The organism is Bacillota bacterium LX-D, from assembly GCA_031628995.1.
GTDB lineage: Bacteria > Bacillota > DUOV01 > DUOV01 > Zhaonellaceae > JAVLUO01.
On record JAVLUO010000020.1, the window covers coordinates 1 to 16,715 of the forward strand.

Here is a 16,715-nt window from a genome sequence, read left to right on the forward strand (position 1 = left end):
CCGAAGTAAATAGTAAACTATTTCCTTCGGTCCGTTCGACTTGCATGTGTTAGGCACGCCGCCAGCGTTCGTCCTGAGCCAGGATCAAACTCTCCATTAAATGCTTTATGGCTGCTAGTTGTCGGCTGTTAGTTACACAGCCTCCTAGCTTAACTTCCTTGTGTTTGATCGGCTCCTCGTTGTTTCTACTGACGAGTTTTCCGATTGCTTTTTTTGCTGTTAGTTTTTGTCCTATCAACTAAATACTAAAAACTAACAACTGTTTCTTAGAATCGGGCATGTTCCTTTACCACTGTTCAGTTCTCAAAGACCAGCTCCGCTCGGGCTTTTACCCCCGCGCGACAAATCTTATCTTACCATGTCGCGCCCTTTTTGTCAACTGCTTTTTTTCACGATGTCTATAAGTTGCTCTAAATTGCAATATTTAATGTCCGAATTATAGTAAAACCTAATATTGTTGAGTTATGCTCCCGCCTAAGCTTGCGGTTAAAAGGAACGCTTTTTTACTAAAAATATTTTACTTTTCCATATATGAAAGGGAGCGACCCCTAAGTTTTACTTATGGCTCGCTCCCTTTCGCGGCACTACCAGTTAGTACTCATTTATCCTCCAGCAGCGGCTTACACTTGCGCATATCAGAATTTCTTATTGCCTTTTTCACCCACAATTGTATCAAGGCAGTTTTTTATCTTGTCGTTTTCGATATCGCCGCAAATTATTATTACAATACTATCTTCAATTTTAATGCAGCAGTTACACTCCTTTTCCTTTTCCTTTAACTTTTCATGTTCCAATGTCATTTACTCCTTTCACATTGATTTAGTTAACCACCAGTGGTCTAATACATCTTATGATATGCAAGCGAAGCTGGTTCTTTTTTTTTGCTAATTTTTCCGTATTTTGTCTGATGATTTTGATTTTTAACAAAGTCTAAATTAACCAAATTACTAAACTATATATTTAGCAGCAATTTTATGCGGTACTCTCCAAAATAAAAACTAAAGCACCTGACCAGCAGGTGCCATTAATTTTTTATTCTTCTCTTGGCTTCATTGTCGGGAATAAAAGCACATCCCTAATAGAAGCCGCATCGCTAAGCAGCATGATCAGACGGTCAACTCCTATCCCAAGTCCGCCTGCCGGCGGCATACCATACTCTAAAGCCCTGATAAAATCTTCATCCATAGGATGGGCTTCCTCGTCGCCGGCAGCCTTTTGTTTAACCTGGGCTACAAACCGCTCTTTTTGATCAATTGGGTCGTTGAGCTCGGAAAAAGCATTAGCCAATTCACGGCAGGCAATAAATGCCTCGAACCTGTAGGTAAATTCAGGATTATCCTTTTTGGGCTTGGCTAATGGTGAGATTTCCAAAGGATAATCAATAATAAAATGAGGCTGCTGCAAATGAGGCTCAACATATGTTTCGAACATTTCATTGATAATTTTACCTTTAGTTCGATTGTTTTTCACGTCTATATTAAATTTTTCCCCGATTGCCACAGCTTCGGCATCGGTTTGCACAGTGGTAAAGTCTACGTCAGTGTACTTTTTAATTGCATCCAGCATAGTAATTCTGGGCCACGGGGGAGTTAAGTCCAGCACTTCACCCTGGTACGTAATTTCGGTAGTCCCTAATGCCTCCTGGGCCACATGCGCTACCAGTTCCTCCGTAAGTGCCATCATATCTTCATAATCCGCATAAGCCTGATATAACTCCATCATGGTAAATTCCGGATTATGCCGGGTTGAAATACCCTCGTTGCGGAACACCCTGCCAATTTCATAGACCCGCTCCAAGCCCCCGACCAGCAGCCGTTTGAGATGTAATTCCAATGCAATCCGCATATAAAGGTCAATATCCAGAGCATTGTGGTGGGTAATAAATGGCCTAGCAGCTGCACCGCCGGCAATTGTGTGTAATACCGGCGTTTCCACTTCTAGAAAGCCCCTGCTATCTAAATAATTCCGCATTGACCTGATAATTTTACTGCGTAAAACAAAATCTTTTTTTACCTCTGGGTTAACGATCAAATCAACGTAGCGCTGACGGTAACGAGTTTCCACATCTTTTAAACCATGCCACTTTTCAGGCAGTGGACGTAGGGACTTAGTCAACAAAGTAACTTCTTGCGCCGAAACTGATATTTCCCCCATTTTGGTTCTAAACACAGTACCCTTAACACCAATAATATCTCCAATGTCAAGTTTCGTGAATAATTCATAATTACTCTCGCCAACATTGTCAAGGCGGACGTAAATTTGAATACGACCAGATAAATCCTGAATATGGGCAAAGCTAGCCTTACCATGACCCCTTTTTGCCATTATCCTTCCGGCGATAGAAACATTTTGATTCTCCAGTTGTTCAAAGTTTGTAATAATTTCATCCGCCATATGGGTTCGCTCAAATCGTTCTCCAAAAGGATCAATATCTTGTTCTCTAAGTTCCTCCATTTTTTGACGACGTACTCGCATAAGTTCATTTAATTCGTTTAATTCGTTTAATTCAGCATCCACTCTACTATTCCTCCAATTTAAAAAACCCTTACTAATAAAATTATAAATTATTTAATCTAGAAGAGCATATCCCTAAATTTAAAGAAGTTTTAATTGCCTTTTTTTATATCTAAAATTTTGTATTTTAAAACCCCTGCGGGAACATTTACCTCAACTGTTGTGCCAATTTTTTGCCCTAGAATTGCTTTACCTACCGGAGATTCGTTAGAAATTTTAAAGTTTGCCGGATCAGCCTCCATAGAGCCAACAATTACATACTCTAATTCATCGCCATACTCTAAATCTTTAATTAATACCTTGGAACCCAATGATACAACATCCGTTGCAACTTCATTATCGTCAATAACTCTTGCATTGCGTAGCTTTTTTTCTAGAGTTAGAATCTTGCCTTCGATGAAAGCCTGCTCATTTTTGGCATCCTCGTACTCGGAGTTTTCACTAATGTCCCCAAAATCAATGGCCTGTCTAATTCTCTCAGCTACCTCACGTCTTTTAACAGATTTAAGGTTTTCCAGTTCCTCTTCTAATTTTTTTAAACCCTCAACAGTTAAGATTACTTCCTTTTCAGGCATTATTTTACCGCTCCTTATCAGCTTAATATAATTATATATATTATATATAAGTTTAAAAATGTGTTAAAAATCACCACTAGTACTATAACAAGCACTGTCAACTTTTAAGGTTAACCCTAAAAGCTAAGCAGTGCTTGTTTGAAAGCACATCAATTTAGATTGGACAGTTATTAAATAATTATCATTATTTATAACTACCTAATAACTATCATACTAATAAATATTATACTAAACAAACAATATTTAAAGTAGAGTGTACCCATTTTGGAAAGGGACTACTCTACTTTTAACAAACCGAATTTATCTTTAAAAGCTATTATAAAGACGTTAACAAATTTTGTCAAGTCCTTTAATCCAAATACTTACAGTGCTATCTTCTTAGCCAAAGCTCTTTCCCGAATCTTTTCAATTTGACTTACATCAACTGGTCTTTCAAAACTTCTAAAACCAGCCAATTTAAAGCCATGTTTTTTAGCCAAGCGGCCAATTTCCTCGACTTGTTCAACGGTTAGGTTCCTGCCTAAAGTATAGCTTTCGAATTTGCCTTCTAAAGCTAAAACCATAGTTTCAGCCATACAAGCCAACGCTAATTTAGGGGGATAACCAAAATTAAAGTTAAAACAAACATCTCCTGGAACTTCCACCATACCACCTTCTATGACTAAGACATCATCTCTTTTTTCAGCAACCCTTTTAGATACATCTCTAGGCCTGGCAACATCACACACAACTGCTCCGCTTTTTAAATATCCCGGCTCGATTACAGTTTCAGCAGATGAAGTTACTGTAATGACAATATCAGCTTTACATAAGGCCTGTTGAATATTAGTTGTAATTCCCACGGCTAGCCCTGATTCTACCAAAATTTGCCGAGCTAGGTTTTCTAATCTCTGCTTGTTCCTGGCAGCTAAAGTAATGTATCTAGCTTCTTTAGCCATAATCCGAGCACAAATTGCCCCAATTGCTCCAGTAGCACCAACTATTAATATTTCTGCATTAGCTAAATCTATACCCATAATTTCAGCAGCTTTTCTCGTACCCTCTAAAGCTGTAAACACAGTATAACTATTCCCTGTAGTTACAGGTATATGCAAATTTTTAGCTACAGTAATCCCTGCATCCCCCACAACAGATGTCATAGCCCCAAGTCCTAAAATTTGCGCACCAAGCTTTTCAGCCATCCTACCTGCGGAAATAATTTTTTGCAATACATATTTTTCCGGCAGTTTTAGCATTTGACGGGTAGTTAAGGGGCAAGCTACAAAATACCCTTCTGCCTCGGCATATTTTGATTTAATTCCAGAGATATGGGAGGTTTTTACAGGAGGAGAAAACTTAAATAAATTTTCTAAAAGCCTGTCTGGAATTTTTTCCGCTATCGGAAACTTTCTTGCAAAGTCATGGACATCTAGAGGATGTATCATAAAAGAAAACTTATTCATACCTAGGCCTCCCACATTTTATAACATCTGCACTCTTGGCTTAAATTCCATCTGATCCAACAAACTTTCATACTCGGCCGGAGTCATTTCTTCTGGATTTTTTTTAGCTAAAGCAACGAGCAATGCCTCCATTACATTTGTTCCAAAAGACCTTCCTTTAAGCTCTGGTGTAGTTGTAATAAGTTGTTTTACACCTCTATCTTTTAATAAAGAAACATCGTTATTTGTTACAGTATTAGTTATGATTACCTTACCATCAAGCCTTTCCGGCATATATCTTTTGATAAAATGAAAATCCCCAGCTATGACATCAGCCTCTAAGTAATATTTACTATGTCGGGGTTTAAAACTTTCCTGTTTATTTCCTGTTGGGTAGAGGTATTTAAAAGGAAGCTGACAAGCTATTGGAGCTATGATTCTAGCCACCCGCTGAAGATTTTTTAAAGATCTTATAGGAACAGGCAGGCCAATAGCAAATATTAAATCCCCACAAGTCAATTTAGCACCATACTTGCTTAAAGCCTCCGCCATCCCAAATCTATCTACTCCACAGACCATTAAAACTTTAGTATTTTCAAATACCATTCCCAATTGCTGCTGTAAATATGTAATAACTTTTCTTTCCAATGTGTTTTTTAAACCACTGCCATCTACAATAGGTGTTTTTTTAGCCGCCCTGGCAATTTTCGCAGCCTCCCTGATAATATATCTTTTATTGCCAGCATATAAGTAGAGATCCGTCCCCCCCAGGCCGAAGGCTGCTACTTTTCCATCTAGCTCTTTGATCATATCCACGGCTTTTGCCATATCGCCATCGGTCCCTCTTCTTTCAATTAAAAAGTTTTCACCCAAAACTTCCAGCTCAACTTGGTGATCCCTTTTTGAAGAACCTAGACTGATACTGATAACCCTTTTCATTTGTGACCTCCTTAGTTGGAGAATTATTGCCGCACTAATCTAATCATCTCGCGGAGTTCTTCCGGATCAACATAGACATCCCGTTTAATAGGTGACTTACCAATTTCTATGCCAATAATTTCCTTATCAAATAGCGCTTGACAAAGCTTAATACGGTAATTTGAACCAATAACAAAAATTATGTCATAATTTTTGACTTTTGCAATTATATCCATAGTATCATTTACTATTTGTTGCCCACTTTTTTCACTTATAAACTTTAATCGTTCTTTTTCCGTCATTAATAAATAAAACTCTACGCCCTCTTCTTTGAGAAGCTCTTCTATTTCCTTAACATTTCCTACGGGAAAACCGACTAAAGCTACTCTCCCGCCTCTTCTGACTTCACCGATGCTTTCTAATCGAGAGATAAGAGTTCTATCGATATTTAAACGGTTAGCTATTTCCTGCTGAGAAAAACCTTGCAAACGCAAATTTAAAACTGCGTTAACTGTATCAATAATTTTTTCTCGATCAATTAATTTATCCCCAATGCGTACAATATCCATTTTTCGATCCGCTCCCTGTGCACACTGTGTGCACATCTAAATTTTAGCAAAATATTTAAATGCAAGCAAGTTATGGACAAGTAGGGCAACTGATTTTTATTAGTCATAACTCGACAAGTTAAATCGAGTAGGAGCTGAATAATTATTTTATTCAGCGTCCTCTCTTCTGAGTATACATCCACAGCTTATTTGTCAGACCCCCCAGGTGAGAGCGCTTACTTTCGCTCCATCTATCTGCTATATTTACACCGCTCACTTCGGATAGTTTTGGGCTTCGTTTGTGTGGCAAACTCACCCACGAGCATATGCCTTCTATGTAGTTCGTGTTCCTCAGACCAGAGCTTTACCGCCGGCTTCCTTCAGATTCCACCTCACGATGGACACCCTTGTCTTAGGCTAACAGTTGGCACTATCAACCCCCGTATGGGACTTTCACCGACAAGCAAGGGCTCATGCCGGGCGCACCACAAAAAAACACTTTGGAGCAAAAATAGCTCAAAGTGCTTTATTATTCTAAAATATTTTGCAAAAATTTTTTTACACTACTAAATTCATCTAACCGGTTAATCTTTTCCCTTATTCTTGCAGCATTGGGGCCACCCTTAACATACCAGGCTATATGTTTACGCATTTCCTTAACTCCAATTGCTTCTCCTTTAAAAGCAACGACTAGTTCTAAATGGCGTATAGCCGTAGTAATTCTTTCTTCCCAGGATGGTTCCGGCAGCAATTTACCATCTAGAAAGGCAATTGTACGGCTAAAGAGCCAAGGATTACCAAAGCTTCCTCTAGCAATCATTACTCCTGCACAATTTGTTTTTTTCATCATTTCTTGCGCATCTAGAGGTTCAAAAATATCCCCATTTCCGATAACAGGTATCTTAACTGCCTGGACTACCTGACTAATAATGTCCCAATCAGCCTTGCCTGAATAAAGCTGGTCCCTTGTCCGGCCATGGATGGTAATGCACTGAGCCCCGGCAGCCTCTAAACCCTGAGCAAATACTACTGCATTTTGTTCTTGATCGTTCCAACCTTTACGTATTTTTACGGTAACAGGAATATCTACACTTTTTACTACACTCTCAACAATTTGGAAAGCAAGTTCCGGCTTGCGCATTAATGCTGCCCCTTCTCCATTCCTCACAATTTTAGGGGTTGGGCAACCCATGTTAATATCTATTATAGCAGCACCGCTCCTGGCAACAATTTGGGCAGCCTTAGCCATAATTTCCGGTTCTGAGCCAAAGATTTGAACTGCTATGGGGTATTTTTCACCTTCCAAATCTAACAGTTGATAAGTTTTAGGATTATTGAAAAGGAGTGCTTTATCACTAATCATTTCTGTAAAGACTAAATGACAGCCATGCTCTTTAGCTAACAAGCGAAATGCTTTATCACTTACCCCAGCTATAGGAGCGGAAATAACATTTGGTTGTACCTTTAGTGCACCGATTTGCAACTTCTAGCACCTCATTGTTGATTACGTTGGTAAATAATAATAAGACCATCCAGGGTCAAAAGCTGGTCTACATGATCAATATATTTTGTCTCTTCGGAAAACAATGAAGCTAATCCCCCAGTTGCTACCACAAATGCCTGTCCACCCAGTTCTTTTTTCATCTTTTTTACTATGCCCTCAATTTGACCTAAGTAGCCATAAATAATCCCGGATTGCATGCAGACTATAGTGCTTTTGCCAATGACATTTTTAGGCTTGATTAATTCTATTTTAGGCAGTTTAGCTGCATGCTGAAATAATGCTTCTGCCGAAATGCCAATCCCAGGTGCAATAGCTCCACCTAAATATTCTCCTTTAGCGGAAATAGCGTCGTAGGTTGTTGCTGTACCAAAATCCACAACAATACATGGTCCTCCATATTTAGCGTAAGCAGCTACAGCATTGACGATCCTATCAGCCCCTACCTCTTTTGGATTATCAAAAATAATGGGTATGCCAGTCTTTACACCAGGCCCTATCAGCAAAGGAACTATACCTAAGTACTTTTTAAAAGTATTTTCCAATACATTGTTTAAAGGAGGAACAACAGATGCCAGGACCGCAGCCTTAATTTCTTTAAAATTAAAACCATTGGCTAAAAATAATTGCTGCAAGAGTATCCCGTATTCATCTGAAGTTTTTAAACGGTCTGTAGATATTCTCCAATGAGAAACTATTTTATTATCCTTATAAATACCTAAAACGATATTTGTATTGCCAATATCACATAGTAAGAGCATTTCATTCACCATCACTTTATGTATTTTGCTAAAGCTTTAATGACAAAAGAAACTATTAAGATAGCTAAAACCATTTCCGGCAGCCCATGAGTTATAACGACTACAGATGCAACCTTCCAGGACGGTAGGTAGCCCCTTAAGACAGCTAGACTTAAAACCCCTATAGTATTTGTTGCCGTTCCAGCTGCAGCAGCCAAAGCCCCCCCAAGTACAGGATTATTTTTAAAAGGCCGATATACTAAATAAGCAATAATACCAATCAACAACCTAGGCAAAATAGCAACGATTGGATCAGAAAAGAAAGCTGTTGCCATCATCAGGCTGTACATTCCAAAAATTAAGCCAGCAAGAAGACCTACGATAGGGCCTTCTAAAATACCACCAATAATAACAGGTATGTGCATAATGGTAGCATGCCCAGCAGGGGTCGGTACTGGGATAAAGCCTAAAGGAGTTGCACCAAGTACAACTGTTATTGCCCCTAATAAACCAGAAATGGCAACTTTCCTGGTTGCAAGACGCATACTTAACACCTCTTTTATGAATTTTTTAAGGTTACATCGCCACTATGAAATGTTTGTCGGGAACCGTCTGGTAATAGAACAATTAACCCACCCATCCTATCTAGATCCATGGCAAAACACTTAATTTTCTTTTGCCAGGTTGTGATAGTAATTTCTTGGCCAAGGGTAACATTATATTCTTTCCACAGCTTTAAGCAAAATTCAAAACCTTCATCTAAGTATTTTTCATACATTACTTCAATACCCTTTAGAATTTTTTGCAATAAGAAAATCCTGGGCAATGGCTGTCCTTTAATTTGACTGAGGGCGGAAGCTGTTTGATGAATTTCTTTTGGTAAACTATTATGGTCCATATCAACATTAATCCCTATGCCGAGGACTACATAGTTAACAATATCTGCCTCTGCTTTCACTTCTGTTAGAATTCCAGCAACTTTTTTGCCATTCCACAGCAAATCATTTGGCCATTTTATCCCAACAGGTAAATTAAAATCATTGCGCAGTACCTGAGCTATAGCCGTTACCGTCATAATTGTAAGCTGGGAGGCTTCTAAAAGGCTAATCTTGGGACGTAGTAGCAAAGAGAACCAGAGTCCTTTTCCTGCTGGGGAAACCCAATTCCTGCCCAGGCGCCCTCGTCCAGCATTCTGTTGTTCTGCAATAACTAAGAGCCCCTCCTTTGCATTTTCGTCCCCCAGCATTTTGGCTATATTATTCGTAGAGCCGACTTCAGAAAAATATCTTATTTCCTGACCTAACCATTTTGTTTCCAACCCATTTTTAATCTCTTCAGCCAGCATTTTATCGGGAATTCTCTCTAATCGATAACCGTTTTTCGAAAGTGCGGAGATTTCATAGCCTTCTTCTTGCAAAACCTTAATATGTTTCCAGACGGCTGTTCTACTTACCGCTAGCAGCTTACTTATTTCCTCTCCAGATACATATTGGCCTGGATGTTTTTTTAATAAATCGATTATCTTCTCTCGCAATTCAGCATTTTTCCTCCCTTCGTCCTTAAAGATAGTATTTAAAATTATGTAAATCTTTAAACAAAAATGCCTCCCCGACAAATGTCCGGAAGGCGTTAACTTTCCCTATCTTTGCCGTCTCAGTCTATAAAGATCTAAGCGGTACTATCAATAACTTTTCTAGTTGGTACAGCTACCATTGGTATGCCATCCATATCTTAGGATATCATTTATCTAAGCAGAAAACAAGCAAAAAATAACTTGGCTTTTGCCAAGTTATTTTTTGCTACTCGTAAATCCATTGTTCTAAGGCTTTAGGATAAGAAACCAATTCTTCAGGCCTAAAATATAAGGCTATTTCACGTTCTGCATTTTCTACTGAATCTGCTCCGTGGATAACATTTCTTCCTATATCAATTCCAAAATCTCCTCGAATAGTGCCAGGCGCTGCTTCTAAAGGATTAGTAGCACCCATTAGCGTCCGCATTGCTTTAACTACTCCTTTGCCTTCCCAAACCATGGCAACAACGGGGCCTGATGTAATAAAATCAACTAGACTACTATAAAAACTCTTACCTTGATGCTCCCGATAGTGTTCTGCAGCAATTTCCTGTGAAATTTGCAGCAACTTCAGCCCAATTAATTTATAGCCTTTACTATCAATTCTTCTGATTATTTTTCCCACAAGATTACGTTGTACCCCGTCAGGCTTAACCATAACGTAAGTTCTTTCCAAGTAAAATTCCTCCTTAACTGTAATCCCAATTACCTAAACGGAAGCTTAACTTAGGCCGCACGGGGTTCTGCCTGATTTCAATAATTTGATTCGTGTTTGATCCTTCATTTTTTTCTTCTGTATCGCCATTTTCATCCTTACCCATTAAGGCCAAAAACTCTTTTGCCTCAATAGTTTCTTTTTCAATTAATGTTTTGGCAACTAAGTGCAGCTTATCTATATGATCTTTTAAGATTTGTTTAGCTTGGCTGTAACTTTCGTCCATAATCCGACGTGCTTCTTTATCAATGGAAAAAGCGATTGCCTCACTATAGTTACGATCTCTAGCAATATCTCTTCCTAAGAAAATCTGCTCTTGTTTTCGTCCAAAAGTTAAAGGTCCTAGTTCTTCTGACATGCCATACTCAGTAATTAGTTTTCTGACCAAATCAGTTGCTCTCTCCAAATCGTTCTGAGCACCAGTACTTATTTCCTTTAATACTAAATCTTCCGCTACCCTTCCTCCCAAAAGCATAGCTACTTGATCTAACAGTTGGGACTTAGTCATAAAACTGCGGTCTTCCTTAGGTAGAAGCAATGTATAACCGCCTGCACGTCCCCGCGGTATAATAGACACTTTATGTACAGGATCAGTATGCGGCAGGTAATGTCCTACTAAAGCATGGCCACCTTCGTGATAAGCAACTAGTTTCTTTTCATAATCGCTAATCACCCTTGATTTCTTTTCAGGCCCTGCAATAACCCTCTCTACTGAGTCCTCCAATTCATCCATGCCTATTTTCTTTTTACCCCTTCTGGCAGCCAAAAGAGCTGCTTCATTAAGTAAATTCGCCAAATCCGCTCCGGTAAAACCAGGTGTCCGCCGGGCCAGAACATTTAAATCTACGGTTTCAGCAAGAGGTTTGTTCTTGCTGTGTACTCTCAAGATGGCGCTTCTTCCTGCTACATCGGGAACATCCACAACAATTTGACGATCAAAACGTCCTGGGCGAAGCAATGCTGGGTCTAAAATATCGGGTCTATTCGTAGCGGCAATAATAATAATGCCTTCATTAGCACTAAATCCATCCATTTCTACTAAGAGCTGATTAAGAGTTTGCTCTCTTTCATCATGACCCCCTCCTAATCCTGCTCCTCTTTGACGACCAACTGCATCAATTTCATCAATAAACACAATACAGGGGGAATTTTTCTTGGCTTGGTCGAATAAATCTCTTACCCGAGACGCACCTACACCAACAAACATTTCCACAAAATCAGATCCACTTATGCTGAAAAAAGGAACCCCTGCCTCACCGGCAACTGCTCTAGCCAATAAGGTTTTACCTGTGCCAGGAGGGCCGAAAAGCAATACACCTTTAGGTATTTTTGCACCTAATTCATTGAATTTTTTAGGGTTTTTTAAGAACTCAACTACTTCTTCTAATTCTTCTTTAACTTCATCGGCACCAGCCACATCTTGAAAAGTTACTCTTTTCTTCTCATCAGTATGCAATTTCGCCCTGCTCTTGCCGAATTGCATCACTCTGCTTCCACCACCTTGGGTTTGCTGCATCATAAATATGAACAAACCTACCAAAAGCAAAATAGGCAGCAAAGTACCAAACAAACTGATCCACCATGGAGGGCCAGCGGCACCTTTCGTATCAGTTTCCACTCCTTTTTCCGCCAGAAGCACAGGCAATCTGTCGTCCCGGGCAGCTTCAGTGGTAAACCGAGTCCCATTTTTTAATTCGCCGGTGATTTTATATGTATCATTGTCAGTTACTATTTTTACTTTTTTAACTTCACCTTGTTGGAAATGCTGATAAAACTCTGAAAAAATCATTTGCTTTATATCTTTTTGTGGAGGAGTTGTTAATTTAACTAACGAAACTACTATTAAGATTAACAGCAAATAAATCGCTAGGTTTTTTAAAATACGTTTCAATCATGATTCTCCTCTCGTGTAAAAGGTAACCTATAAACACAAAATTTTAAGTGCTAATAATAATCCAATATAAACTATAATAAATCCATTCTAGCATAACTGTTTTTTGTTTTCAAATTCTGCCATTAATTTTTGTTATTTCATGTAACTTTAAATACAATACTTTACGGGTGGTGGGCCTTATTTTATATCTTTCGTCAATCCTGTACCCCCCAACCCAAAGAATTTGCCCTGCTGCATCTGTAACTATTGGAATAAGTCCTCTTCTTTCCGGCTCAACTTTTAAATCAGCAAAAAAATTCTTTAACTTCTTTGTTCCTTTTAAACCTAAAGGTTTAAATACATCTCCAGACTTTCGGGTTCGTACTGTTAAAGGCAACTGAACAGCATCCAAATCTAAATAAGCTTCATTTAATGAAGCAGTCAAGTGTTGATTTCCTAAGGTCTCCCATTTTAGTTCCTTGGCTATTATTATCCATTTGTCGCCTAGCTGTGTCCGGCCGGGCACGAACAGGGAGCTTGCAAATGCTAATGTCCTAGGCTTAATTACCTTACTAATTATTATAGCAGTATCTGTTAATTTCAGTACTACCCCTCTAGGTAAACTCATTTTTTTATTAGTCCTTGTTTCTTCTAAAAACAACTCTATTCGCTGGACATATCTATAATTTAAGCTTTCTTCCCGGCCAGCTAACAATTGGTAAGCATACCTTAATATTCTGCGCCGGAGTCCTTGGTGCAATGACAAATACTTGGAATAATCCAGCACTATCTTTGTTTCAAAAACTTCTGCTAAGCTTCTAAAAGCATTGACGGAAACCTTTTCTAAATAATCATCTTCTACCCGAAGAATATTGGCCAAATTATTTAGACCTTGAGCTATATTTGGATTATAAGTTTTTAGTGTAGGAAGAAGTTCCAACCTAATTTTATTTCTAGTATGCTCGGTAGTAAAATTAGTAAAATCTGTTCTGCTTTCTAAATTATATTGCTGACAATATAATTCTATGTCACTCCTAAATAAACAAAGTAAAGGACGGATAAGCATATTTCTTTTAGGGCTCATTCCCGCTAGTCCCCTGGTCCCGCTTCCTCTTAATAAATGCAGCAAAACGGTTTCCGCTTGGTCATCTCCGTGATGTCCAACTGCGATTTTATCGGCTCTAAATTTATTAACTAAGTTATAAAAAAAAGCGTAGCGTAGTTTCCTGGCCCCCTCTTCTAACGTTAAACCTTGTTCTTTGGTATATTTAGGCACATCTCCATATCCAACAGTACAGCTTATACCCAGTGTCCTCGCAAATTGTTCAACAAATAAAGCATCTTTTTCAGCATCCTGGCCTCGAATCAGATGATTAAAATGGGCTGCATATAAAGTCAGATTATATTCATCTTTTAAGGCGGCAAGGCTATGCAAAAGCACAACGGAATCAGGTCCTCCGGAAACGCCTACAACAATTTTATCGTTTTGTTCCAATAGGTGGTGTTCACTAATAAAAGCCCTTATTTTATTCAGCATCCTCTTTTACGAACCTCTTTTAAAGCAAAACTATCTTACTATAGTATAGTTGTTTTAAACTTCGTCATTAAACAACTTTCTCCTGCTAAAAATTAAACCCATTCTCATAATTAACTAATACTTAAGAAAATATACATTAAATTAGACCAAGTCAATCTTCGCTACTAATACGCTTAAATCATCTTTCAGATTGCCTCGCACATTTGCCTTGACTTGATTTAAAATTTGATCCGCCATTTGTTCCGGTGTCCCCATTAAACCGTTTAGCAATATGGCTTTTAACCATTCCTCCTGGTTTAAAACTGTTTTATTTAACTCCAATATACCATCGGTAATCATGACCAGAATGTCGCCGGCCTGCAACCCTTCATTTACAGGTTCCAAGGGAATATCGTCTATAATTCCTGCTGGTAACGTATTGTTTTTCACAATTAAAGCTTCTCCATTACGAATAATAAACGAAGGAGCCGAACCCATTTTTAAGAATTTGGTTTCTCCACTATATCTGTCAACTACCGCTAAATCTACCGTAGCAAAAGTTTCTTCTTCCATCTGTAGTATAAGTAAGGAATTTAACATCTTAATAGCTAAGTATTGGTCAAAACCTGCCTGCAGCAGTTTTTCCAAAAGAACAAGTGCAGTTTGGCTTTCCTTGGCTGCTTTAAAACCTACCCCCATTCCATCGCTTAAGGCCAGTGCATATTTGCCATCTGGTAAATCAAAATATGTACAGCTATCGCCGCAAACCTGTTGATCCTTTGGTGCAGTTTGAGCTAATCCCGTTGTAATTTGCAAGGTCGGGCAAGGGATTAAACGCAGACGACAATGTAAATTACCTTCTAAGTTACCACAATTAGGACACTCCAGCTTTAGGGATTGTCCCAGCAATTCTGATAACATAGGTGCAATTCTATTTTCACAGGGCCTACCGCCGGTGCAAGCTGATAAGTTTAAATTAATTTCCAATCTCTCTGTTTCAGCATCTTTCCAAACTTGAACGTCCTGAATGTTAAAAGCAGCCTTATCTAAAGCATCCGCTATACAGATTTCTAGTTCTTCATAAAAAATACCATCAAATCGAAGCTCTTCAGCAGTGTTTTTTAAGACTTTGGCAGCTGCTTCTAATTGAACAGCCAAAAGGCCTTGGTTATCTCTAAGTTTTTTCCGCCAAAAAATTTCATTTTGATAAAGATCATAGAGACAGTTTACCGCCACAGTCATCTCTCCGCAGCGGAGACAGCGCCGAGATAAATCGAAAGGCAAATCCTCTATGGTTAAATTTCCTTCTTTTTCTATAAAATTCAAAGCCTCAAAAATGCTTTTATATGTGGTGTGAGAGTCTTGTTCCCAACACACAGCAGAAATAGAGCACTCGGGACAAACCATTTTCTTGACTTTACCAAATAGATCTTTGATTTTGTCTTCTTCAGCCTCTTCAACAGCTGCTGTATGTTCCAAAAAAGTATTGGCTAAACTAGCAAAAGATTTACCCGCATCAAGTAGGCGCATGCGTAGTAACTGTTCATATCTTTGGTGCTCATTTTCTTGTATAGCCCCTTGACAGTTGGGAACAGATTGTAAACGCAGCACCAGTCTTTGGGGGGTTATGCAAAGGATGAATAAAGCTAAGGCAGTTTCAGTTAAAGAATTAACTAAAGTAACGGGTTCAAGCAAATAAATTGAAAGAAACAGGTTCCCTACCAAAAAGCCTGCTCCCACGCCTAATTTATTCCATTGCATCATCGTACCGGCCAGCATTCCCGAAAAAGCGTAAATTCCAACTAAAGTGGGCACATGAACTTCTACTAAACTAGGCAAGATACCCAGCACAGAACCTAAAACGGCACCGCTTCCTCCCCCACCTATTAAGGCAGCCATTAATATTAAATATCTGCTTAAAATACTTCCTATAGAATATTTCCAGGCAAACAAATCTAAAACGCCAGCTGTGATACTTAAACAAAAAATAACTGCGCAAACCGACTCTTCCAGCGATAAACCGCTGGGAATTTTTTTCGCCTTTAGGACATTTAAACATGAAAGATAGACTAAAGTTAAGCCTGCACAGATTACCGCTTCAACAAAAATTGTCATCATATTATATAGAACAAAAGAGTTAAGGGCCATCCAAGCTGTTTTAACAGTAACGGCAAAAATAAAGACGGCCGTAGGGAGTATAATCCATCTTTTTGTGAAATTAATGGGAAAAAGCAACTGCCAAAATGCAAATATACAAAATAAAGTAATATTAATTGCAAGTTCCAATCCTTGATGGACAAATAACTGACCAATTAGATTAGCTATTAGCATAGGCCATAAATATTTTCGGTAGCTGGTTACTACTGCCCCATAAAAAGGCAGTGCAAATGGCGAAATGTTACCAATTAACTGTGCTCTACTTAATATTAAGCTAATACCAAAAATAAAAATACTTTCTATAGAAAGCCGGCTAAACCAAGAAGCGGATTTTGACAAGATGCTGCAGCTCTTTACTTTAAAGTCCTCGTCAGCTGGATTGTTTGACGTATCAACAAACTGGGCTTGCTGTGTTCGTTGGTATGTGTAAAATTTATAATCTCCCTGCACTTTACTGCCACCTCTTTAATTATTTAGGAAAATTTTTACAGAATTACACAGACCATTATAGTACAAGGAAAATGAAATCTTTGTAGCATTTAGCCATAAATTCAAGAAACTTTTCGACATAATCGAGTAGGAGCTGAATAATTAATTAATTCAGCGTCCTCTCACACCACCGTACGTACCGTTCGGTATACGGCGGTTGAATAGAATTAATGTA

Annotated in this window: 14 protein-coding genes and 1 rRNA gene; all 15 read right to left on the reverse strand. The window is 38.6% G+C overall.

What is annotated here, in order from left to right:
• Window positions 1–100: ribosomal RNA gene (locus tag RDV78_11080) — 16S ribosomal RNA — on the reverse strand; the annotation flags it as partial.
• 535 nt (window positions 101–635) lie between these two features.
• Window positions 636–794: a hypothetical protein gene (locus RDV78_11085; GenBank protein MDS1030973.1), complete on the reverse strand. Its 159-nt coding sequence runs from the start codon at window positions 792–794 to the stop codon at window positions 636–638.
• A 238-nt stretch (window positions 795–1,032) separates the two neighbouring features.
• On the reverse strand, window positions 1,033–2,475 hold the full coding sequence (gene lysS / locus RDV78_11090; GenBank protein ID MDS1030974.1) for a lysine--tRNA ligase: 1,443 nt from the start codon (window positions 2,473–2,475) through the stop codon (window positions 1,033–1,035).
• Window positions 2,476–2,606: 131 nt separating this feature from the next.
• Window positions 2,607–3,089 (reverse strand): transcription elongation factor GreA, encoded by a 483-nt coding sequence (greA, locus tag RDV78_11095; GenBank protein MDS1030975.1) that lies wholly within the window; start codon window positions 3,087–3,089, stop codon window positions 2,607–2,609.
• 362 nt (window positions 3,090–3,451) lie between these two features.
• Window positions 3,452–4,531, reverse strand: coding sequence for a shikimate dehydrogenase (locus tag RDV78_11100; protein MDS1030976.1), 1,080 nt, complete (start codon window positions 4,529–4,531; stop codon window positions 3,452–3,454).
• 18 nt (window positions 4,532–4,549) lie between these two features.
• Window positions 4,550–5,449, reverse strand: coding sequence for a quinate 5-dehydrogenase (locus RDV78_11105; GenBank protein MDS1030977.1), 900 nt, complete (start codon window positions 5,447–5,449; stop codon window positions 4,550–4,552).
• A gap of 23 nt (window positions 5,450–5,472) precedes the next feature.
• Window positions 5,473–5,997, reverse strand: coding sequence for a transcriptional regulator (locus RDV78_11110; GenBank protein MDS1030978.1), 525 nt, complete (start codon window positions 5,995–5,997; stop codon window positions 5,473–5,475).
• A 508-nt stretch (window positions 5,998–6,505) separates the two neighbouring features.
• Entirely contained in the window at window positions 6,506–7,459 is a 954-nt protein-coding gene (gene dusB, locus RDV78_11115; protein ID MDS1030979.1) for a tRNA dihydrouridine synthase DusB, read from the reverse strand.
• Between the two features lie 11 nt (window positions 7,460–7,470).
• Window positions 7,471–8,238, reverse strand: coding sequence for a type III pantothenate kinase (locus RDV78_11120; protein MDS1030980.1), 768 nt, complete (start codon window positions 8,236–8,238; stop codon window positions 7,471–7,473).
• A gap of 11 nt (window positions 8,239–8,249) precedes the next feature.
• On the reverse strand, window positions 8,250–8,762 hold the full coding sequence (locus RDV78_11125) for an ECF transporter S component (protein MDS1030981.1): 513 nt from the start codon (window positions 8,760–8,762) through the stop codon (window positions 8,250–8,252).
• A 14-nt stretch (window positions 8,763–8,776) separates the two neighbouring features.
• Entirely contained in the window at window positions 8,777–9,751 is a 975-nt protein-coding gene (locus RDV78_11130; GenBank protein MDS1030982.1) for a biotin--[acetyl-CoA-carboxylase] ligase, read from the reverse strand.
• 265 nt (window positions 9,752–10,016) lie between these two features.
• A complete protein-coding gene (gene ndk, locus RDV78_11135) occupies window positions 10,017–10,466 on the reverse strand; it encodes a nucleoside-diphosphate kinase (GenBank protein ID MDS1030983.1) in 450 nt (149 codons plus the stop codon).
• A gap of 13 nt (window positions 10,467–10,479) precedes the next feature.
• Complete coding sequence (gene ftsH, locus RDV78_11140; GenBank protein MDS1030984.1) at window positions 10,480–12,396, reverse strand: ATP-dependent zinc metalloprotease FtsH; 1,917 nt, start codon at window positions 12,394–12,396, stop codon at window positions 10,480–10,482.
• A 112-nt stretch (window positions 12,397–12,508) separates the two neighbouring features.
• Entirely contained in the window at window positions 12,509–13,915 is a 1,407-nt protein-coding gene (gene tilS, locus RDV78_11145) for a tRNA lysidine(34) synthetase TilS (GenBank protein MDS1030985.1), read from the reverse strand.
• 141 nt (window positions 13,916–14,056) lie between these two features.
• Window positions 14,057–16,501: a stage II sporulation protein E gene (gene spoIIE / locus RDV78_11150; GenBank protein ID MDS1030986.1), complete on the reverse strand. Its 2,445-nt coding sequence runs from the start codon at window positions 16,499–16,501 to the stop codon at window positions 14,057–14,059.
• Window positions 16,502–16,715 lie beyond the last annotated feature (214 nt).